Here is a 20,097-nt window from a genome sequence, read left to right as displayed (position 1 = left end):
TCCCGCGGCGGACCGGGCCACCGTGTACAGCGCACGCATAAGATCGCCAGGGGTGGCTCGCAGCCTCGCCAGAAGGACCGCTCAGGTGCTTGCGACAGACTGCACGAGCTTGAAAGGAGCACGTCCAGCATGACCGACACCACGCCCAGCGGGCAGGGCGACGACCGCCGTCCGGACGATGCGGCTCCGCCTGCCGCCAGTGAGGACGCCGCAGCAGCGGCCACGAGAGGGAACACGTCGATGCCGAACGACTCCGACCAGCCGGACGAGACCCCTCGCCCGAACCAGAACCAGAACCAGAACGACGAGACGACCCCGGACCACACGGACGTGATCCCGTCGTCGACGGACCACCCGACCGACCGCTACACCGCGCCGTACCCCGCCGTCTCGGGCGACTCCTCGGGTGCGCAGCAGGGCGGCTACGGCCAGCAGACGTCGCCGTACGGCCAGCAGTCGCCGCAGAGCCAGAACCCGTACGGCCAGCAGTCGCAGCAGAGCCAGAACCCGTACGGCCAGCAGCCGCAGTACGGCCAGCAGACGCCGCAGGCCCAGAACCCGTACGGCCAGCAGAGCCAGTACGGCCAGCAGCCCCAGAACCCCTACGGCCAGCAGAGCCAGTACGGCCAGCAGCCCCAGAACCCCTACGGCCAGCAGTCCCAGTACGGCCAGTCGGGCGGCGAACGCCCCCGCTACGGCGAGTACGCCCAGCCGACGTCCTCGACCGCTCCGAGCTCGTCCTCCGAGTACGCGAACGCGTCCGCGCAGGCTCCGCAGTCGGCCACGAGCGGCTTCGGTGACGTCGACGGCGCGAACCAGCGCAACGGTCACTACTTCAGCGACGACGCCTCGGGCGCCGCGGCGACCACGACGACCAAGGACCGCTCGGGCCGCAGCAAGCTGCTCCTGCCGGTCATCGCCGCGGTCATCGCCGGCGGTCTGGTGGGCGGCGGTGCCGGTTGGGCCGTCTCCTCGGGCAACGACGGTGGCAGCGTGGTGTCCTCCGGTTCGTCGCAGGGCGGCAACCTGACCGTCAACGACTACGACTCCGCCACCGTGGTCACCGCCGTCGCGGCACAGGCGACCCCGTCCGTCGTCACGATCAACGTGTCCGCGAGCAACGAGGCCGGCACCGGGTCCGGCGTGGTGATGAGCAAGGACGGCTACATCGTCACGAACACCCACGTGGTCACCCTCGACGGTGACAGCTCGAACGGCCGGATCACCGTCACGACCTCGAACGGCAAGATCTACGCGGGCAAACTCATCGGCACCGACCCGACGGTCGACCTCGCGGTCATCAAGATCGACGCGACCGACCTCAAGCCGATGGAGTTCGCGGACTCGTCCAAGCTCAACGTGGGCGACACCGCGGTCGCGATCGGCGCGCCCCTGGGCCTGTCGAACACCGTCACCGACGGCATCGTCTCGACGCTGAACCGCAGCATCCAGGTCACCTCGAGCGCCCCCAGTGAGGGCGGCGACTCGAACGAGGGCGGCAACGGCGGCTCGGGTCCCTTCGACTTCTGGGGCAACGGTGACAACGGCAGCAGCTCGTCCGCGAACACCACCGTCTCGCTCCCGGTCATCCAGACCGACGCATCGATCAACCCGGGCAACTCCGGCGGTGCGCTGCTCGACTCGAAGGGCCGACTGATCGGCATCAACGTGGCCATCGCCTCGGCCGGCAGCTCGTCGTCGGAGTCGGCCGCCGGCAGCATCGGCGTCGGCTTCTCGATCCCGGCCAACCTGGTCAAGCGGGTCGCGAACGAGATCAAGGACAACGGGTCGGCGACCCACGGGCTCCTCGGCGCAACGGTCGGCGACGCCACCGAGGACGCCAGCGCCACCCAGGTCGGCGCCCTCATCAAGTCGGTGTCCAACGGCGGTGCCGCGGCGAAGGCCGGTCTGCAGAAGGGCGACGTCGTCACGAAGATCGGTTCGGCGTCGGTCTCCGACGCCACCGACCTGACCGCGCAGGTGCGCTTCTTCGCGGGCGGCGCCTCGACGACGATCAGCTACGTCCGCGACGGCCAGACCCGCCAGGCCGACGTGAAGCTGGGGACGTTCGACAGCAAGGGCTGACGCCACCACACGACGGACAGGAGGCCCGGGGCACGACGTGCGCCGGGCCTCCAGTCCGTCACGGGGCGCGTCCCGCGTCGACGCAGGTGGGCGGTTCGGCCTCTTGATAGGCTCATGGTCGCTCTGCGGGGCGGCACCGCCCCGGTGCGTCCCGTGCCGCCAGCCAGCACCCCGAGGTACGCATGCAGTCAGACGGACAGCCCCTGCCGGGCGTCTCGTACGTGATGCCCGTGCTCAACGAGGTCACCGAGGTCCGGGCCGCCGTCGGCAGCCTGCTCGACCAGGACTACACGGGCCCGTTCGAGGTCATCCTCGCGCTCGGGCCGTCGATCGACGGCACGAACGAGCTCGTCGCCGAGATGAGCGCTGCCGACCCCCGGATCCGCGCGATCGACAACCCCGTCGGGTCGACGCCCGCCGGGCTGAACGTCGCGATCCGTGCTTCCGTGCACCCCGTCGTCATCCGGGTCGACGCGCACTCGGTCCTGCCCACCGACTACACGCGCATCGCGGTGCACACGCTCCTCGAGTCCGGTGCGGACAACGTCGGCGGCATCATGCGCGCCGAGGGCCGGACCCCCTTCGAGCGGGCCGTCGCCCTGGCCTACGGCAGCCGTGTCGGGCTCGGTGGCACCCCGCACCACGTCGGCGGCACCGCGGGCCCGGCCGAGACCGCCTACCTCGGCGTGTTCCGACGCGAGCGGCTGTTCGACGTCGGACTCTTCGACGAGGGCATCAAGCGCGGACAGGACTGGGAACTCAACCGGCGGCTGCGCCAGACCGGTGGGACCGTCTGGTTCACGCCCGAACTCGTCGTCACGTACCGCCCGCGGCCGAGCCTGAAGCGCCTGGTGCGGCAGTTCGTCGCCACCGGGCTGTGGCGCGGCGAGCTCGCCCGTCGGTTCCCGGCGAACAACGGCCTGCGCTACTTCGTGCCGCCGGCCATGGTGGCGGCGATGGCACTGGGCATCGTCGCCGGGCTCGTCGGCGTCGTCGGCGCCGTGCTCGGTACGCCGCTCGCCTGGGCGCTGCTCGGGTTCGTGGTGCCCGTCGTCTACCTGCTCTTCGTCGTCCTGGGGTCGATCGCCGTGGCGCGCCGCTCCGGGCTGCCGACGCTCCTCTGGCTGCTCGTCGTGCTGCCCTGCATCCACGTGGGCTGGGGGCTCGGGTTCATCATCGGGTTCCTGACCCGCACGTCCGAGCTGACCACCCACACGGGACGGTGACCGAATGACCGACCAGCCCACGACCGGCCGCGGATCTGCACGGCCGACCTCGATCGCCGAGCTCCGGGCCGTCGCCCAGCCGGACGAGGTCCGTGCCCGCGCCAACGCCGAGCACTGGACGGCCTCGCTGTACCTGCGCGACGTCTCGCCGTACCTGACCTGGGTGCTCCTGAAGACCCGTGTCAGCGCGAACCAGGTCACCGGCCTGATGATCCTGGTGGGCTGGAGCGTCGCTGCCGCCCTCCTCATCCCTGGCATCTGGGGCGCCGCGCTGGCGCTCGTGCTCGGCCAGCTGCAGATGCTCGTCGACTGCTCCGACGGCGAGGTCGCCCGGTGGCGCGGCACCAAGTCGCCCGCCGGGGTGTTCCTCGACAAGGTGGGGCACTACACGACCGAGGGCCTGATCCCGGTCGCGCTCGGCATCCGGGCAGCCACCTGGCCGATCCACGACGCCGACTGGATGTGGACCACGATCGGCTGCGCACTCGGACTGGTCATCGTGCTGAACAAGGCCCTCAACGACATGGTGCACGTGGCCCGCGCGAACGCCGGGCTCGACAAGCTCGTCGACCGACGGGACGCCTCCACCGCGCCGTCGGGTCGGAAGCTCGCCTCGCTCCGCCGTCTGGCGAAGTTCCTGCCGTTCCACCGCCTGTACCACTCGGTCGAGCTGAGCATGCTCGCGTTCGTCTTCGCCCTGCTCGCCCTGGTGATCGGCGACCCGCTCGCCAGCCGGATCCTGGTCGGTGCGCTGTTGCCGCTCGCCGTGCTCGCGACGGTCGGGCACTTCCTGGCGATCATCGCCTCGAAGCGGGTCAAGGCGTGACCGAGGACACGACCGTGCCCGGAACGCTGCGCCGCCACGCGGTGGTGCACCGCGGACGACCGCGCGTCGCCGTCGTGAGCCTGTCGCAGGGCACCCGGCCGGACGACCTGCGCCGCGGGCTGGACAGCGTGCTCGCGCAGCAGGACGTCGAGCTCGACGTCGTCTGCGTCGGCAACGGCTGGGCGCCGACCGGGCTGCCGGACGGCGTTCGGGCGCTGGCCCTGCCCGAGAACGTCGGGATCCCGGCCGGGCGCAACGCCGGGGCCGAGGTCGTCGACGGCGACTACGTGTTCTTCCTCGACGACGATGCGTCGGTGCCGTCGCCGACGTTCCTGCGCGACGCGATCGCGGTGTTCGAGCACGATCCGTCGCTCGGCCTCGTGCAGCCGCGGGTCGTCGACCCCACGGGCGCCGCGAACCCCCGCCGGTGGGTGCCGCGGATCCGGAAGGGCGAGCCGGACCACTCGTCGCCGGTCTTCTCGGTCTGGGAAGGCGCCGTCGTGCTGCCGATGGACGTGTACCGGGCCGTCGGCGGCTGGGGTGCCGAGTACTTCTACGCCCACGAGGGCATCGAGCTCGCCTGGCGCGTCTGGGACGCCGGCCGTCGGACCTGGTACGCCGGGGACCTCGTCGCGCACCACCCCGCGATCGACCCGGCGCGGCACACCGAGTACTACCGGTTGAACGCCCGGAACCGGGTGTGGCTCGCTCGGCGCAACCTGCCGACGGTGCTGCGACCGCTGTACGTGGGGTCGTGGGCCGCGATCCAGATCGCGCGCTGGTGGCGTCACCCCCGCCGACTGGCCACCTGGTTCGGTGGGATCCGTGAAGGATGGACGACCGACTGCGGTCCGGTCCGCCCGATGGGCTGGCTCACAGTCGCACGGATGACCATCGCAGGGCGGCCGCCGGTCGTCTGACCCGCCCGCCCCGTACCGCCCGAGCAGACCCGGAGAAGGACCATGTCGATCATCAGCGACCTGCGGACCGCACTGCGGCTCGTCGAGCGACTCCTGACGTCGCGCCGGAGCCGGCGGCAGCTCGCGCAGCGACTGCCATCCGCGCCGAAGCCGACGCCCGGTTCGGTCGAGATCGCCGTGTACTTCGCCGACGGTCCGGTCAACATGTACCAGGTGCGCCAGTGGTACGCGCCGCTGGCCGAACTCGCGAAGACGCACCCGGTGGCGATCGTCTCGCGGAGTCCGGGCACCATGCTGACCCTGCTCGACGAGTCGCCCGTGCCCGCGGTCTACGCCCGGCAGGTGGTCGACCTCGAGCACTTCGTCGACACCCAGGCGCCGAAGGTGGTGCTGTACGTCAACCAGAACGCCCGCAACTTCCAGATGATGCGGTACGGGCGGATGTGGCACGTCTTCGTCAACCACGGCGAGAGCGACAAGATGTACATGACCACGAACCAGTTCAAGGCGTACGACTACGCCCTGATCGCGGGGGACGCAGCGCGCGATCGTCTGGCCGAGGCGCTGTGGGACTACGACCTGGACGCCCGGACCATCGCGATCGGACGCCCGCAGGCCGACCACTTCGCCGGAGCGGCCCCGTACCCGGACGACGACCGGACCGTCGTGCTCTACGCCCCGACGTGGGAGGGCGACCGCGGTGCCGCAGCGTACGGGTCGATCGCGTCGCACGGCACGGTCATCGCCGAGCAGGTGCTGGCGTCGCCCCGCCACCGGCTGGTCTACCGCCCGCACCCGCGCAGTGGTGTGCTCGACCCGGCGTACCGCGCGGCGCACGAGCGCATCGTGGCGGCGATCAGCGCGGCCAACGCCGCCGATCCCGCCGCGCACCACCTGTACGACGACGGCGGTGACCTCGGCTGGCAGCTGGCGGACGCTGACGTCGCGATCACGGACATCAGCGCGATGATCTACGACCGGCTGGCGGTCGGCAAGCCGCTCATCGTCACGCGGCCGGTCTCGCCCGAGGCCGACGTCGACGAGCGGGGCTACCTGAGCGACGCGAACTGGCTGACCGCGGCGGACGCCCCGTCGGTGCTCGCCCGGGTCGACGCGGCCGCGAGCGACGCCGAGGAGCTTGCACGCCTGCAGCACTGGGTCGCACGGTACTTCGGCGACACGACCCCGGGTGCCGCCACCGAGCGGTTCCACGAGGCAGTGGAGTGGTTGCTCGAGCGGTGGCGGACCGTCGCGGCCGAACGCGACGGGCGCTGACGGCCGGTCGTCACCCCGGTTGCTCCGTGGCGCAGGTCGGCGCAGGGTCACGGCTGGAGCCCCGGCCCGACGAGTGACATCCGCCAGAGGTACTCGGACCGGTCGGGCCGACGCCACCGCACGATGACGACCCCCGTGTCCTCGGGGTCGGCGCCGAACACCGCCAGCGACAACGACCTGCCCGGGTCGAGGCGGCGCACCGCGAGCGGCGGGCAGTAGCCGTTGCCCAGATGGGTGAGGGAGAGCCCGTCGACCGGCTCGGGGCCGGTGTTGACGAGGTCGTACCGACGCGGTGCGTGCGATCGGTCGACGGCGAACGGGACGGCGTACGCGGTTGGTGGGTGGTGCATGGGTGGAACGTTAGGGGGAGGGTCCGACGGCGGGACCCCGGGGGCGCTCACGAGGGCCGGGGCTGTGGAGGGAGCCAGCGATACCGGTGTTGGTGCAGGGGGAGTACCCCGGCCGGTCAGGAGCCGTAGTCGGCCGCGTACCGGGCCAGCGCGGCCTCGATGGTGCCGTCGAGCTGCAGACGACCCTTGTCGAGGTAGAGCCCCCGGTCGCAGAAACGACGGAGGTCCTTGTCGCTGTGGGAGACGAAGAACAGCGTCCGGCCGCCGGCCAGGAGCTGCTCGATCCGCTTGTAGCACTTCTCGCGGAAAGCCTTGTCGCCCACCGCCAGCACTTCGTCGACCAGGATGACCGGTTCGTCGAGCCGCGAGATCACCGCGAACGCGATGCGGACCTTCATGCCGCTCGACAGGTGCTTGTAGGGGGTGTCCACGAAGTCGGCGATCTCGGCGAAGTCGATGATCTCGTCGAAGGCGTCGCGGATCTCGGCCCGCGACATGCCGTGCAGACCCGCCGTCAGGTACACGTTGTCGCGCACCGTGAGGTCCCCGACGAAGCCACCGGTGATCTCGATGAGCGGGGCGACGCCGGCACCCACGTCGACGCGGCCCTCGTCGGGCAGCATGACCTGCGCCACGAGCTTCAGCAGGGTCGACTTGCCCTGGCCGTTCCGCCCCACGACGCCGATCGCCTCGCCCGGGCGGACGTCGAACGACACGTTGCGGAGCGCCCAGAACTCATCGGCACGCTTGCGGCGCCCGCGTCCGGCGAACAGGTCCTTGAAGTTCCGGCTCGCGCGACGGTTGCGCTTGAAGCAGATGCCGGCGTCGCGCACCGAGATGACCGGTGCGACGGTCTCGGTGCGACTGGTCTGGTCGGTCGCGGTCATCACAGCTCCTTCAGCACGCGGTGCTCGCTGCGGCGGAACACCGCGAACCCGATCACCAGGACGATGCCGGTCACGATCACCGAGGCGCCGACCTCGAGCCAGTCGAGCTGGCCGGGGAAGAACGCCGCGCGGTACATGCCGAAGATGCCGGTGAGCGGGTTGATCGCGGCGATGTCGCGCAGGGCGGAGGGCAGCGCGTGCGTGCCGTAGATGATCGGGGACGCGTAGAACAGGAACCGCAGCACGAGCTTGGTGGCGCGCTCGAGGTCACGGAAGAAGACCACCAGCGGGGCGACGATGAGGCCCAGGCCGTAGACCAGCGCGCACTGCAGCACGATCGCCAGCGGGAAGAACACGACCTGCCAGTGCAGGTGGGCACCCGTCGCGATCGCGAAGGCCGCCAGGACCGGCAGGCTCAGCAGGAACTCGATGCCCTTCGACGCGATGATCCGTGCCACCCAGATGGTGCGGGGGATGGTGGTCGAGCGGATGAGCTTCGATTCCTTGATGAACGCCCGGGTGGAGTCCGAGACGCCGCCGGTGAACCACATCCACGGCAGCAGCGCGGACAGCAGGAACACGATGTACGGATCCTCACCGACCGAGCCGCGGTGGAAGACCTGCGTGAAGACGAACCAGTAGATCCCCGACATCACGAGCGGGTCGAGGATCGACCACACGTAGCCGAGCGCCGACGTCGAGTAGCGGACCCGGAGGTCGCGGACGGTCAGCAACCACAGGGCCTGACGATAGCGCCGACCGGCGCTCCGGGCCTTCGCGGGTGCGGGAGCCACGGGCGCGGTCGGCGCACTCGCTGTGGTCACGGTTTCCCTCCGGGCGGAACCGCCGAGGGGGTCCTGACGGTGGTTCAGGCGAACAGGTTGTTCGCGCGCTCGAGGTCCTCGGCGAAGTCGATCTCGACCGCGTACAGGTCGGAGATGTCGATCGGCGTCCAGCGTAGCCCGTCCTCGGCGATGGCAGCCTCGATGCCGCCCTCGAAGTACTCCTGGTCGTCGACGCGCCCGAGCTGGCGGATGAGCGCCTGCTTGTCGGCGGCGGAGACGTAGTTGATGCCGACGGCTTCGCCGAGACCCCCGACGACCTGCTTGGAGAGCTTGTGGATGAAGCCCTCGGCGTCGACGGTGTACTTGACCTCTTCGTCGGAGACCTTGTCGGTGTTGACGCTGACGAAGGAACGGCCCTCGTCGATCATGTCGGCCGCACGGACGAGCGCCATCGGGTCGAAGACCACGTCGCCGTTCATCCAGAGGACACCGCTCTTGCCGGTGGCCTTGAGGGCACGCAGCAGGCTCTTCGAGGTGTTGGTGGAGTCGTAGGACTCGTTGTAGACGAAGTTCGCTTCGGGGAACGCCTCGACGATGTGCTCCGACTTGTAGCCGACGACGATCGTCACGCGGGCGCTCGAACCGAACGCGGCGCGGATGTTGTCGAACTGCTGCTGCATGATGGTGCGGCCGTCACTGAGCTCCGTGAGCGGCTTCGGCAGGCTGCGGCCGAGACGGCTGCCCATCCCCGCTGCGAGGATCACGATCTGCGTGGTCATGCTGGTCCCTTCTGGTGTCCGCCCGCGCACCCTGGGGTACGGGCGGGCCTCGTCGAGTCTGCGCTTCCAACGTCCGAGTTGCCCGAGAACCGGTCGCGTCGACGTGGTCGTCGCAGCGAGGAGGCTGCCGGGATCGCCTGCTGGAGCAGGTTTCCAAGTGGTGAACACTCCTTCGTGCCCTGGTGAATGATACGGAAACACCCCCTCGCGGGGTACGGGTCTGCGCGCTTCGTACTCAATTCGTGACCCTGGCCGAGACGGTTCCCGACGGTCGGAGAGCGTTGGTACGGTGGGTCGATGCCAGCGCGAGCAGAGAACGAGGACGTGTACGCCACGGCCGACGCTGCCTGGATGACCGAGGCGGGGGACGCCGACGACGCGGACGCCGCCGCGGCTGCTGAGGACGACGCAGCCGACGACGACACGGGGGACACTGATGCGGACGACGCCGCCACTGATGACGCGATGACCGACGGGACGGCCGTCCGCACCGACGCGACGACGGAGACCCACCCGGACGACGCGACGACCGGCACCGACGCGACGACCGAGACCCGCACCGACGACACGACGACGGACAACCGCACCGACGACGCGACGGCCGCAGCGCCCCGCCCCGCGAAGGCGCGCAACGGCAAGGGACGCACCAAACGCCCGACGAAGGCCGCCCCGCGGACCGACGCCGCGCCTCCCGTCCCGACCGACGCGGACGACGCGACGGACGTCGCTGACCCGGCGAGCACCGCCGCGCCTGCGGCGAAGAAGCGTGCGCCCCGCACCGCCGCCCCGAAGCAGCCGCAGACGCTCCAGCCCGTCGTGCTCGCAGCGAGCGGCCTGGTCAAGCGGTACGGGCAGACCCTGGCCGTCGACGAGGTCGACCTCGAGATCCGGCAGGGCTCCATCTTCGGCGTGGTCGGCCCGAACGGCGCCGGCAAGACGACGACCCTCTCCATGATCACCGGACTCCTGCGCCCCGACGCCGGCTCGGTGACGGTGCTCGACCACGACGTCTGGGCCGACCCGACGGCGGCGAAGCGCAGTCTCGGTGTGCTGCCGGACCGGCTCCGCCTGTTCGACCGGCTGACCGGCGCGCAGCTCCTCTACTACTCGGCCACACTCCGTGGGCTCGACGGTGCCACCGCCCGGAAGCGCAGTGCCGACCTCGCGGAGGCCTTCGGGCTGGGCGAGGCGCTGGGTCGCCAGGTCGCCGACTACTCCGTCGGCATGGCGAAGAAGATCGCCCTGGCCGCGACCCTGATCCACTCGCCGCGGGTGCTCGTGCTCGACGAGCCGTTCGAGTCGGTCGACCCGGTGAGTGCGGCGACGATCACGGACATCCTGCGCCGGTACACCCGGGGTGGCGGCACGGTCGTGCTGTCCAGCCACTCGATGGAGCTCGTGCAGCGCACCTGCGACTCGGTCGCCATCATCGTCGGCGGCAAGGTCCTGGCGTCCGGCACCATGGCCCAGGTCCGCGGGCGCAAGAGCCTCGAGGACAAGTTCGTCGAACTCGCCGGCGGTCGTGTCGTCGCGGAGAGCATGGAATGGTTGCACAGCTTCTCCGGCTGAGGGCGGACCTGCTCGCGGGCGAGGTCCGCGGCACCGCCCGCCGGTCCGTCGCCGTCGTGCTCGGGAGCCTCGCCGGGCTCCTCGCCGCCGTGTTCGTCGCGGCGCAGACCATCGCCCTCGGTGACGCCGACCCGGAGGTCGCGCGTGCCGTCATCGTGCCCGTCGGCACCCTGATCACCTTCGGCTTCACGGTCGTGCCGCTCGTCGTCGGCCGGAGCGACCAGCTCCACCCGCGGCGCTTCGCGGTCTTCGGCATCGAGCGCCGTCGCCTGGCGATCGGACTCGTCGTCGCCGGCCTCGTCGGCATCCCGGTGATCGGTGTGGTCGTCGTCGCGGTCGGCCAGGTCGTCGCCTGGGCTCGCGACCCCGGTCTCGGGCTGCTCGCGGTGCTCGGCGGGCTGCTCGGCGTCGCCACGTGCGCGCTCCTCATCCGGGTCTGCTGCACCGTCGGCTCCCGGCTGATCGGGCCGGACCGCTCCCGCGACGCCGGGTGGCTGGTGGCGCTCGTCATCATCGCGCTCTCGATCCCGACGGTGGCGCTGCTGCTGCGCGTGGACTGGCTCGACCCGCAGGGCGCCGAGATGCAGCGCGTCGCGGACGTCGCCGGGTGGACCCCGTGGGGTGCCGCGTGGGCCGTGCCCGCCGAGGTCGCGAGCGGCCACGTCGGCGCCGGTGTCCTGAAGCTCCTCGTCGCGGTCGCCGTAGTCGCGCTCCTCGCCTGGGCGTGGTGGGCACTCGTCGGCCGTGCGCTCGAGACCGTCGACGACCGGGCCCGAACCCGTCGCTACCAGGGCCTGGGCTGGTTCGACCGGTTCGGTTCGGCTCCGGTGTCGGCCGTCGCCGCCCGGGCGCTCACCTACTGGGTGCGCGACCCGCGGTACCGCACGTCGTACCTGATCATCCTGCTCGTGCCGATCGTCGTCATCCCGCTCGGTGTCGCCGGGGTGCCGTGGCAGTGGACCGCCCTCGTGCCGCTGCCGCTGATGGCGCTGATCGCCGGGTTCCTGCCGCACAACGACGTCTCGTACGACAACACCGCCGTGTGGCTGCACGTCGCCTCGGGTGCGCCCGGGTGGAGCGACCGGCTCGGCCGTGTCGTGCCCGTGCTGGTCGTTGGGGCGCCCGCGATCGTCGCCGGGGCCGCACTGTCCGCCCGGCTGTTCGGAGACTGGGCCGTGTTCCCGCTGCTCATCGGCGTGAGTGCGAGCGCGCTGCTGTCCGGGCTCGGGTTGTCGAGCGTCCTGTCCGTGCTCATGCCCTACCCGACGGTGCGGCCGGGCGACCACCCGTTCCAGCAGCCCCAGGCCGCCGGCGTCACCGCCACGGTCGCGCAGGCGTCCATGGTGATCGGCATCGTGCTCTGCACGGTCCCCGCTGCCTGTCTCGCGGTGCTCGCCGTCGTGCAGGGTCCGGAGCCCTGGTCGGTGCTGACGCTCCTGGTGGGCATCGGGGTCGGTGCCGTCGTGCTCGTGATCGGTGTCTCCGCTGGCGGACGCCTGTTCGACCGCCGCGGCCCCGACCTGCTCGCCGCGGCGCAGCGCAACTAGCGGCACAGCGCAACGAGCGACACAGCGCAACGAGCGGCGCAGCGCACCGGGCACCGAGCGACTCCGCGAGACGATCGCCCAGCGCGGACGAGCGGCGCGCCCGAGGGCGGACCGTCGTACCCTGGACCCATGAGCATGACGGAACCAGGCGGCGGCCTCGACGTGATGGACCGGGAGCTCGAGAAGCTCCTCGAAGACGAAGCGATCGAACCCGGTGACCACGAGCGGTTCTCGCACTACGTCAAGAAGGACAAGATCCTGCAGTCGGCCCTGTCCGGCAAGCCGGTCAAGGCCCTGTGCGGCAAGAAGTGGATCCCGGGTCGCGACCCGGAGAAGTTCCCGGTCTGCCCGGACTGCAAGGCCATCTACGAGAAGATGAAGGCCGAGTAGCCGCGACCAGCAGACGGACGGGAGGCCCGTGGCGACGCCGCCACGGGCCTCCCGTCCGTCCGTCGGTCGCTTCGTGAGCAGCAATGGTCGCGTCCCTCACGCAGACCCGACCATTGCTGCTCACGAAGCGGCGTCGCGTGACGCGCGCGCCACGCGCGCGTGCGTGCGCCCTAGATCACCAGGGTGGGGATGGCGGGGTCGCCGCGCCCGATGCGCGACGCGTCTGCGGGCAGCTCCGCCTTCGCGCGCTTGTGGTGCGCGCGTGCGGCCTCGACGCCCTGCGTGCCGAGGAACGCCGGGTCGACCTCGCCGCCGGTGACCACGGGGACCAGCAGTGGCCGCTCGTCCGGGCCGACCTGCGCACCGGTGAGCACGATCTCGGCGGTGGCGACGCCGTTGCGGAGTCGTCGGCCCGCTTCCTTCCGGCCGCCGATCGACGCCTTGTCGGCCGACTTCTTGGCGACGGGGACCCAGTCGCCGCCGTCCGTGTCCCGGTGCGCGACGAGCTTGAACACCATGCCGGCGGCCGGGTGCCCGGAGCCGGAGACGACCGAGGTGCCGACGCCGTACGAGTCGACCGGGGCGGCTCGGAGCGCCGCGATCGTGTACTCGTCGAGGTCGTTCGTCACCGTGATCTTCGTGCCCGTCGCGCCGAGGCGGTCGAGCTGCGCCCGCACGGCGGCGACGACGGACGGCAGGTCGCCGCTGTCGATCCGGACGCCGCCGAGCTTGCCGTCGGTGAGCCGGACGGCCGTCTCGACCGCGGCCTCGATGTCGTAGGTGTCGACGAGCAGGGTCGTGCCGTTGCCGAGCGCGCCGAGCTGCGACCGGAACGCCTGCTCCTCGGAATCGTGCAGCAGCGTGAAGGCGTGCGCGGCGGTGCCCATCGTGGGGATGCCCCAGGTGCGCCCGGCCTCGAGGTTGCTCGTCGCGCCGAAGCCGGCGATGTACGCGGCACGGGCGGCAGCGACGGCGTTCCACTCGCCGGTGCGGCGGGAGCCCATCTCGGCGAGTGGTCGGCCGTCGGCGGCGGACACCATCCGGGCGGCGGCCGAAGCGATCGCGGAGTCCGCGTTGAAGATGCTCAGGGCGAGGGTCTCGAGCACGACGGCCTCGGCGAAGGTGCCCTCGATCTGCAGGATGGGGGAGTTCGGGAAGTAGACCTCGCCCTCCCGGTACGCGCGGACGTCGCCGCTGAACCGGTAGTCGGCGAGCCACGTGGCGGTGCCGGCGTCGATGACGCCGCGGTCGCGCAGGAACCCGATCTCCTCGTCGCCGAAGCGGAAGTCCCCGAGGGCGGTGAGGAAGCGTCCGAGCCCGGCCGCGACGCCGTAGCGGCGGCCGTCCGGCAGCCGCCGGGCGAACACCTCGAAGACGCATCGGCGGTCGGCGGTGCCGTCCTTCAGGGCGGCGTCCACCATGGTGAGCTCGTACTGGTCGGTGAGGAGCGCGCTGGTCACGTCTCCGACACTAGTGACGTGACCCTCGGGAGGCCCGGATCACCTCGGCCGCCCGGCGCGCGTGGCGCGCGTGGCCGCGTCGGTGCTGGTCGGCCTGCGTCGGTACGCTGGTGCCGTGACGGATGCACCGATCGGAGTCTTCGACAGCGGGGTCGGCGGCCTCACCGTGGCCCGCGCCATCATCGACCAGCTCCCGCGCGAGAGCATCCGGTACGTCGGTGACACCGTGCACTCGCCCTACGGCCCGAAGCCCATCGCCGACGTCCGCCGCTACGCGCTCGAGGTCATGGACGACCTGGTCGAGCAGGGTGTGAAGGCCCTGGTGATCGCGTGCAACACCGCCTCGTCCGCCGTGCTCCGCGACGCCCGCGAACGGTACGAGCAGGCGTACGGCATCCCCGTGGTCGAGGTCATCCAGCCCGCGGCCCGCGCAGCCGTCAAGCAGACCCGCACCGGTCGCGTCGGGGTGATCGGCACCGTCGGCACCATCGCGTCGCGTGCCTACGAGGACGCCTTCGCGGTCGCCGCCGACGTCACGCTGACCACCGCCGCCTGCCCCCGGTTCGTCGAGTTCGTCGAGGCCGGGGACACCTCCTCGCCGTCGCTGCGCGAGATCGCGGCCGGCTACCTCGACCCGATCCGTGCCGCCGACGTCGACACCCTCGTGCTCGGCTGCACCCACTACCCGCTCATGTCCGCCGCGATCCAGTTCGTCATGGGTCCGGAGGTCACGCTCGTCTCCAGCGCCGAGGAGACCGCGAACGACGTCTACCGCCGGCTCGTGGAGCACGGGCTCGAGCGCACCGCGACCACCGCCCCGACCTACTCGTTCGAGGCGACCGGCGACGACAAGAACGGCTTCATCCGGCTCGCCCGGCGCTTCCTCGGTCCCGAGGTCTCGAGCGTCGGCCACCTCCAGACGGGGGCCATCACGCTGCCCCGCACCGAAAGGACCCCATGACCGACAACCTCCGCGTCGACGGCCGTACCGCCACCGACCACCGTCCCGTCACCATCGAGCGGGGGTGGAGCACGCAAGCCGAGGGCAGCGCGCTCATCTCCTTCGGCAACACCAAGGTGCTCTGCACCGCGTCCTTCACCAACGGCGTGCCCCGCTGGCTCGCCGGCAAGGGCACCGGCTGGGTCACCGCCGAGTACTCGATGCTGCCGCGGTCGACGAACGAGCGCATGCAGCGCGAGTCCATCAAGGGCAAGGTCGGCGGCCGCACCCACGAGATCTCCCGCCTGATCGGTCGTTCGCTCCGCGCGGTCGTCGACACGAAGGCCCTGGGTGAGAACACCCTGGTCATCGACTGCGACGTGCTGCAGGCCGACGGCGGCACCCGCACGGCGTCGATCACGGGCGCGTACGTGGCGATGGCCGACGCCATCGAGTGGGGCCGCGCCAAGGGCTTCATCGCGAAGAAGGCCACCCCGCTCACCGACAGCGTGCAGGCGATCTCGGTCGGCATCGTCAAGGGGGAGCCGATGCTCGACCTGGCCTACACCGAGGACTCCGCCGCCGACACCGACATGAACATCGTCACGACGGGGTCGGGCAAGTTCATCGAGGTGCAGGGCACCGCCGAGCACGCGCCGTTCGACCGTGACGAGCTGAACGTCCTGCTCGACCTCGGCCTGGCCGGCAACCAGTCGCTCGCGGCGATCCAGCGTTCGGTCCTGGGTCTGGCGTGACGTCCCGCGAGGTGGTGCTGGCCACCCACAACCAGGGCAAGGTCGTCGAACTGCGCGAGATCCTCGGGTCGGCGCTGGGCGAGGGTGTCGAACTCGTCGGCTACGACGGCCCCGAGCCGGTCGAGGACGGCGACAGCTACGCCGCGAACGCCCTGATCAAGGCGCGTGCCGCCGTCGCGCACACCGGGTTGCCGGCGCTCGCCGACGACTCCGGGATCGCCGTCGACGCCCTCGGTGGTGCACCGGGCATCCACTCGGCCCGCTACGCCGGTACCCGCTCGGACGCCGACAACATCGCGCTGCTGCTCACGAACCTGCAGGGCGTCGTCGAGCGGACCGCCGCGTTCGTGTGCGCTGCCGCCTTTGTGACGCCCGACGGTCAGGAGCACGTCGTCGAGGCGGTCTGGAACGGGGAGGTGCTGACCGAGCCCGTCGGTGACGGCGGGCACGGCTACGACCCGGTGTTCCGGCCGGACGACGCCGACCGCTCGTCGGCGGAGCTCACCCGCGACGAGAAGAACGCCCTGTCGCACCGCAGCAAGGCGTTCCGCGGGATCGCACCGATCGTGCGGGAGCACTTCGGCGTCTGAGCGCCGGCGCTCTCTTCGTCCCGCACAACCGAAGTCGCCCCGAACCACGTGATCACGTGGTCCGGGGCGACTTTGGTTGTGCGCCGGTGCTGCGGCTAGAGCGTCGGGTCGACGGTCGGGGCCGTGGTGGCCTCGGCCTCGTTCGTGTGCTTCGCCTTGCGGGCGTTGCGCAGGTACGTCAGCGCCATCGGCACGACGGTCACGACGACCGCGGCGAGCAGGATGATGTCGATGTACTCGCGGACGATGTGCGCCACGAACGGGATGTGCCCGATGAAGTACCCGAGGAACGTCACGCCGACGCCCCAGACCACGGCGCCGATCGCGTTGTAGAGCGAGTACTTCTTGTAGTCCATCCGGCCGACGCCCGCGGCGATCGGGGCGAAGGTGCGGACGACCGGCACGAAGCGCGCCAGGATCACGGCCAGGGGGCCGAAGCGGTGGAAGAACGCGTTGGTGCGCTCGACGTTCGCCTTCGAGAAGAGCCCGCTGTCCTTCCGCTCGAAGATGGGTGGCCCGGCCTTCTTGCCGATGTAGTACCCGAGCTCGCCGCCGAGGAACGCGGCGGCGCCGATCATCAGCGCCGCGACCCAGATCGGGATGCCGCCGATCTCGCCACCGCGGTCGAAGGCGAACAGGCCGGTGATGACCAGCAGGCTGTCGCCCGGGAAGATGAAGCCGATGAGCAGACCGGTCTCGGCGAACACGATCGCGCAGACCACGAGCACGGCGATGGCCCCGAAGTGGTCGAGGATGTACTGCGGATCGAGCCACGGGATCAGGGCGAGTGCGACGGAGTGCATGGTTCTTCCGGTCGTGGAGCGGGAGTCACGGGGAGGACTCCCGCGGGATGAGGGTACCGCCCGGAAGTGACCGGGCCATCCCTCGCAGGGTTGACCTGCACGAGGCGTGCGGATGACCGCAACGGTGCGCCAGGACGGACTCGGTGCGGAAGGAGGGACTCGAACCCTCACGCCTGGGGCACAGGAACCTAAATCCTGCGTGTCTACCGATTCCACCACTCCCGCGAGCAGCGGCAGTCTACCGAGCGCGGGGTGCAGGGCGGACGTGCGCCGGGCCTCCAGGCCGTGGGACGCACCGTGCGCACTCCGTGACCCGGTGCGAGGAACCGTACGTGGTGCGGGGTGGGCCGAGTGCCACCGAGTACGGAACGGCAGCGCGTCAGCGCAGCGGACGCGGCAGGTACCGGGGCACGTACCGGAGCAGGATGCCCGCACCGACCAGGCCGAGCACGCCCATCACCCCGCTCGCGACGGCGATGGACGCGACGGCGGTCACGCCGGAGATGAGGAGCGGTGCGGCCGCCGACCCGAAGTCGCCGGTGAACCGCCACGCCCCCAGGAACGGTGCCGGGGCGTCGCGCGGTGCGAGGTCCGCGCCGAGCGTCATGAGGATGCCGGAGCCGACCCCGTTGGCCAGGGACATGCCCATCGCGATCGCGACGAACCAGCCGACCCGTGCGTCCAGGTGGCCGCTCCAGGCGAGCAGGAAGTAGCTGATGCTCAGGCCGAGCATGCAGGGCAGGGCGCTCGCGAGGCGTCCCCACCGGTCCATGATCTGCCCGCTCGTGTAGAACAGCGCGAAGTCGACGGCTCCGGCGATGCCGATCACGAGTGCCGCGGTCGAGTCGTCGAGGCCGACGCTCACCGCCCAGAGCGGCAGGATCACCTGCCGCCCGGCGCGCATCGCACCGATCAGGCCGGCGCCGCTGCCGAGCCGCAGCAGGACCGCCCCGTTCGCGCGGATGGTGCGGAAGAGCCCCTGCGCCTCCTGCTGGACGAACTGCGCCCCGGTGTCGGCGGGTGGTTCGGTCGCGTGGTCGCTCGCGTCCGTCGCGTGGTCGGCCGACAGCCGGGAGGCCCGTGGCGGCAACCGCAGACCGCGTGTGCCCGTCGCGGGGTCGCGCAGCACCAGGAGCACGGTCGCCGCCGCCAGACAGCAGACGACGTGGATCCAGAAGGCGCTGCTGGTGGTGCCGGTCAGGTGGATGACGCCGGCGGCGATGAACGGGCCGACGAAGTAGCCGAAGCGGAAGACGCCGCCCAGGCTCGACAGTGCCCGGGCCCGGATCCGCAGGGGGATCGCGGTGGTCATGTAGGCGTGCCGGGCGAGGGCGAACACCGCGGTGGAGACGCCGACCAGGAACACCCCGAGTGCCAGGACCCAGGCGTTCGCGGCCGTCGTGGCGACGATGAGCCCGACCACGGACACGAGCGCGGCGCCGATCATGGCGTTCCGCTCGCCGATGCGGGCGACGACGATGCCGGACGGCACGTCGCCGATGAGCTCCCCGACCAGGATGAGCGAGGCGACGAAGCCCGCGAACGCCAGGCTGGCACCGAGCGAGTCGGCCGCGATCGGGATGATCGGGATGATCGCGCCCTCACCGATCGCGAAGAGCGCAGCGGGCAGGAACCCGGACAGCAGGACGGACCGGAAGTCGAATGAGTCGTTCCCCGTCGTGGCCATCGCCCGACCAACGGTACGCCAGCGGTACCGCTTCGTCGGCGGGTTACCCTGGACGCATGCGTGTTCTTGCGGCGATGAGCGGTGGTGTCGACTCGGCGGTGGCCGCAGCCCGGGCGGTCGACGCCGGCCACGACGTGGTGGGTGTGCACCTGGCCCTGAGCCGGATGCCCGGCACCCTGCGCACCGGCAGCCGCGGGTGCTGCACCATCGAGGACTCGATGGACGCCCAGCGCGCCGCGTCGGCGCTCGGGATCCCGTACTACGTGTGGGACTTCTCGGCCCGGTTCAAGGAGGACGTCGTCGACGACTTCGTGGCCGAGTACCAGGCCGGCCGCACCCCGAACCCCTGCATGCGCTGCAACGAGCGGATCAAGTTCGCGGCGCTGCTCGAGAAGGCACTGGCCCTGGGCTTCGACGCCGTCGCGACCGGGCACTACGCCTCGATCGTCACCGGTCCGGACGGCTCCCGCGAGCTGCACCGGTCGGCCGCGTGGGCGAAGGACCAGTCGTACGTGCTCGGGGTCCTGACCGCCGAGCAGCTGCAGCACGCGATGTTCCCGCTCGGCGCGACGCCGTCGAAGGACGAGGTCCGGGCCGAGGCCGCCGAGCGCGGGCTGACGGTCGCCCAGAAGCCGGACTCCTACGACATCTGCTTCATCCCGGACGGCGACACCCGCGGCTGGCTGGCGGACCGCGTCGGCACCGCCCCCGGCGAGGTCGTCGAGCGTGACGGCACGGTCGTCGGCTCGCACGAGGGCGCCACCGGCTACACCGTCGGACAGCGCCGCGGCCTGGCCCTCGGTCGCCCGGCACCGGACGGCAAGCCCCGGTTCGTGCTCGAGATCCGCCCGAAGGACAACACCGTCGTCGTCGGCCCGAAGGAAGCCCTCGCCGTCACCTCGATGTCCGGCTCTCGGTTCACCTGGGCGGGCACTGCCCCGGCCGACCCCGCGACGCCGTTCGCCTGCGACGTGCAGATCCGCGCGCACGCCGACCCGGTGCCCGCGACCGCCCGCGTGCAGGACGACGTGCTCGTGATCGACGTCGACGAGCCGCTGCACGGGGTCGCTCCCGGCCAGACGGCTGTGGTCTACGTCGGCACGCGGGTGCTCGGCCAGTGCACGATCGACACCACGGTCAGCGCCGTCCCCGTCGACGCCTGACCCCGCCGCCCCCGGGGCACACGCTCGCTGCACGCCGCGTCGGTGGTGCACGGTAGAACT

Annotated in this window: 19 protein-coding genes and 1 tRNA gene; 12 read left to right on the top strand and 8 right to left on the bottom strand. The window is 71.2% G+C overall.

Going from position 1 to position 20,097, the window contains the following annotated elements:
- The first annotated feature begins 129 nt into the window (after positions 1-129).
- The 5 genes from DEJ12_RS07455 (at position 130) to DEJ12_RS07435 (ending at position 6,332) form a co-directional block, all read left to right on the top strand.
- Positions 130-2,085: a S1C family serine protease gene (locus DEJ12_RS07455; RefSeq protein WP_258370504.1), complete on the top strand. Its 1,956-nt coding sequence runs from the start codon at positions 130-132 to the stop codon at positions 2,083-2,085.
- A 182-nt stretch (positions 2,086-2,267) separates the two neighbouring features.
- Entirely contained in the window at positions 2,268-3,311 is a 1,044-nt protein-coding gene (locus DEJ12_RS07450; RefSeq protein WP_111029537.1) for a glycosyltransferase family 2 protein, read from the top strand.
- Positions 3,312-3,315: 4 nt separating this feature from the next.
- Positions 3,316-4,137 (top strand): CDP-alcohol phosphatidyltransferase family protein, encoded by an 822-nt coding sequence (locus tag DEJ12_RS07445; RefSeq protein WP_110864465.1) that lies wholly within the window; start codon positions 3,316-3,318, stop codon positions 4,135-4,137.
- Positions 4,138-4,181: 44 nt separating this feature from the next.
- Positions 4,182-5,057, top strand: a complete 876-nt coding sequence (locus DEJ12_RS07440; RefSeq protein WP_111029647.1) for a glycosyltransferase family 2 protein — start codon at positions 4,182-4,184, stop codon at positions 5,055-5,057.
- 42 nt (positions 5,058-5,099) lie between these two features.
- Positions 5,100-6,332: a CDP-glycerol glycerophosphotransferase family protein gene (locus tag DEJ12_RS07435; protein ID WP_111029536.1), complete on the top strand. Its 1,233-nt coding sequence runs from the start codon at positions 5,100-5,102 to the stop codon at positions 6,330-6,332.
- A gap of 47 nt (positions 6,333-6,379) precedes the next feature.
- Here DEJ12_RS07435 and DEJ12_RS07430 read toward each other — a convergent pair whose 3' ends face one another.
- From DEJ12_RS07430 to DEJ12_RS07415, 4 genes are all read right to left on the bottom strand, one after another.
- Complete coding sequence (locus DEJ12_RS07430) at positions 6,380-6,682, bottom strand: hypothetical protein (RefSeq protein WP_071405447.1); 303 nt, start codon at positions 6,680-6,682, stop codon at positions 6,380-6,382.
- 116 nt (positions 6,683-6,798) lie between these two features.
- Positions 6,799-7,569, bottom strand: coding sequence for an ABC transporter ATP-binding protein (locus DEJ12_RS07425; protein WP_111029535.1), 771 nt, complete (start codon positions 7,567-7,569; stop codon positions 6,799-6,801).
- The gene (locus tag DEJ12_RS07420) at positions 7,569-8,393 is read right to left on the bottom strand and encodes an ABC transporter permease (RefSeq protein ID WP_258370505.1); all 825 of its coding nucleotides are present in this window, start codon (positions 8,391-8,393) and stop codon (positions 7,569-7,571) included. Before DEJ12_RS07420 ends, DEJ12_RS07425 begins: the two co-directional genes overlap by 1 nt.
- Positions 8,394-8,437: 44 nt before the next feature.
- Positions 8,438-9,133, bottom strand: a complete 696-nt coding sequence (locus tag DEJ12_RS07415) for an NTP transferase domain-containing protein (RefSeq protein WP_017887019.1) — start codon at positions 9,131-9,133, stop codon at positions 8,438-8,440.
- A gap of 297 nt (positions 9,134-9,430) precedes the next feature.
- Between DEJ12_RS07415 and DEJ12_RS07410 the strand changes: the two genes are divergently transcribed.
- From DEJ12_RS07410 to DEJ12_RS07400, 3 genes are all read left to right on the top strand, one after another.
- On the top strand, positions 9,431-10,702 hold the full coding sequence (locus tag DEJ12_RS07410) for an ABC transporter ATP-binding protein (protein WP_258370506.1): 1,272 nt from the start codon (positions 9,431-9,433) through the stop codon (positions 10,700-10,702).
- Complete coding sequence (locus tag DEJ12_RS07405) at positions 10,678-12,249, top strand: ABC transporter permease (RefSeq protein WP_111029533.1); 1,572 nt, start codon at positions 10,678-10,680, stop codon at positions 12,247-12,249. Before DEJ12_RS07410 ends, DEJ12_RS07405 begins: the two co-directional genes overlap by 25 nt.
- 129 nt (positions 12,250-12,378) lie before the next feature.
- Complete coding sequence (locus DEJ12_RS07400; protein WP_099051947.1) at positions 12,379-12,639, top strand: DUF3039 domain-containing protein; 261 nt, start codon at positions 12,379-12,381, stop codon at positions 12,637-12,639.
- 170 nt (positions 12,640-12,809) lie between these two features.
- On the opposite strand, the gene DEJ12_RS07395 is transcribed toward DEJ12_RS07400, so the two are convergent.
- Positions 12,810-14,099: a nicotinate phosphoribosyltransferase gene (locus tag DEJ12_RS07395; protein WP_111029532.1), complete on the bottom strand. Its 1,290-nt coding sequence runs from the start codon at positions 14,097-14,099 to the stop codon at positions 12,810-12,812.
- 115 nt (positions 14,100-14,214) lie between these two features.
- Here DEJ12_RS07395 and murI point away from each other — a divergent pair, with 115 nt between their 5' ends.
- The 3 genes from murI to rdgB are packed head-to-tail and all read left to right on the top strand — an operon-like array spanning position 14,215 to position 16,384.
- The gene (gene murI, locus DEJ12_RS07390) at positions 14,215-15,060 is read left to right on the top strand and encodes a glutamate racemase (protein ID WP_111022679.1); all 846 of its coding nucleotides are present in this window, start codon (positions 14,215-14,217) and stop codon (positions 15,058-15,060) included.
- A complete protein-coding gene (gene rph / locus DEJ12_RS07385) occupies positions 15,057-15,794 on the top strand; it encodes a ribonuclease PH (RefSeq protein WP_027464601.1) in 738 nt (245 codons plus the stop codon). Before murI ends, rph begins: the two co-directional genes overlap by 4 nt.
- A complete protein-coding gene (gene rdgB, locus DEJ12_RS07380) occupies positions 15,791-16,384 on the top strand; it encodes an RdgB/HAM1 family non-canonical purine NTP pyrophosphatase (RefSeq protein WP_027464602.1) in 594 nt (197 codons plus the stop codon). Before rph ends, rdgB begins: the two co-directional genes overlap by 4 nt.
- Before the next feature lie 95 nt (positions 16,385-16,479).
- Here rdgB and DEJ12_RS07375 read toward each other — a convergent pair whose 3' ends face one another.
- From DEJ12_RS07375 to DEJ12_RS07365, 3 genes are all read right to left on the bottom strand, one after another.
- Positions 16,480-17,187 carry a DedA family protein gene (locus DEJ12_RS07375; protein WP_027464603.1) on the bottom strand — a complete coding sequence of 236 codons (708 nt, stop codon included), beginning with the start codon at positions 17,185-17,187 and terminating at the stop codon, positions 16,480-16,482.
- Positions 17,188-17,331: 144 nt separating this feature from the next.
- Positions 17,332-17,412: transfer RNA gene (locus DEJ12_RS07370), tRNA-Leu, on the bottom strand.
- Positions 17,413-17,566: 154 nt separating this feature from the next.
- Positions 17,567-18,874 (bottom strand): MFS transporter, encoded by a 1,308-nt coding sequence (locus tag DEJ12_RS07365; RefSeq protein ID WP_111029531.1) that lies wholly within the window; start codon positions 18,872-18,874, stop codon positions 17,567-17,569.
- 56 nt (positions 18,875-18,930) lie between these two features.
- Between DEJ12_RS07365 and mnmA the strand changes: the two genes are divergently transcribed.
- Entirely contained in the window at positions 18,931-20,037 is a 1,107-nt protein-coding gene (gene mnmA / locus DEJ12_RS07360) for a tRNA 2-thiouridine(34) synthase MnmA (protein WP_031259645.1), read from the top strand.
- Positions 20,038-20,097: the final 60 nt, after the last annotated feature.

Source organism: Curtobacterium sp. MCLR17_059 (assembly GCF_003234665.1).
GTDB classification, from domain to species: domain Bacteria; phylum Actinomycetota; class Actinomycetes; order Actinomycetales; family Microbacteriaceae; genus Curtobacterium; species Curtobacterium flaccumfaciens.
The sequence above is the reverse complement of the archived record's forward strand: the minus strand, read 5'-3'. Positions and strand labels throughout refer to the sequence as shown.

Excerpts from the sequence above, each read along its gene's own strand:
- DEJ12_RS07375 (WP_027464603.1), bottom strand. The coding sequence starts at position 17,187 with ATGCACTCCGTCGCACTCGCCCTGATCCCGTGGCTCGATCCGCAGTAC.
- DEJ12_RS07405 (WP_111029533.1), top strand. The coding sequence starts at position 10,678 with ATGGTTGCACAGCTTCTCCGGCTGAGGGCGGACCTGCTCGCGGGCGAG.
- DEJ12_RS07415 (WP_017887019.1), bottom strand. The coding sequence starts at position 9,133 with ATGACCACGCAGATCGTGATCCTCGCAGCGGGGATGGGCAGCCGTCTC.
- DEJ12_RS07455 (WP_258370504.1), top strand. The coding sequence starts at position 130 with ATGACCGACACCACGCCCAGCGGGCAGGGCGACGACCGCCGTCCGGAC.
- mnmA (WP_031259645.1), top strand. The coding sequence starts at position 18,931 with ATGCGTGTTCTTGCGGCGATGAGCGGTGGTGTCGACTCGGCGGTGGCC.
- DEJ12_RS07435 (WP_111029536.1), top strand. The coding sequence starts at position 5,100 with ATGTCGATCATCAGCGACCTGCGGACCGCACTGCGGCTCGTCGAGCGA.
- DEJ12_RS07430 (WP_071405447.1), bottom strand. The coding sequence starts at position 6,682 with ATGCACCACCCACCAACCGCGTACGCCGTCCCGTTCGCCGTCGACCGA.
- DEJ12_RS07425 (WP_111029535.1), bottom strand. The coding sequence starts at position 7,569 with ATGACCGCGACCGACCAGACCAGTCGCACCGAGACCGTCGCACCGGTC.
- DEJ12_RS07445 (WP_110864465.1), top strand. The coding sequence starts at position 3,316 with ATGACCGACCAGCCCACGACCGGCCGCGGATCTGCACGGCCGACCTCG.
- DEJ12_RS07410 (WP_258370506.1), top strand. The coding sequence starts at position 9,431 with ATGCCAGCGCGAGCAGAGAACGAGGACGTGTACGCCACGGCCGACGCT.
- DEJ12_RS07450 (WP_111029537.1), top strand. The coding sequence starts at position 2,268 with ATGCAGTCAGACGGACAGCCCCTGCCGGGCGTCTCGTACGTGATGCCC.
- DEJ12_RS07365 (WP_111029531.1), bottom strand. The coding sequence starts at position 18,874 with ATGGCCACGACGGGGAACGACTCATTCGACTTCCGGTCCGTCCTGCTG.
- DEJ12_RS07400 (WP_099051947.1), top strand. The coding sequence starts at position 12,379 with ATGAGCATGACGGAACCAGGCGGCGGCCTCGACGTGATGGACCGGGAG.
- rph (WP_027464601.1), top strand. The coding sequence starts at position 15,057 with ATGACCGACAACCTCCGCGTCGACGGCCGTACCGCCACCGACCACCGT.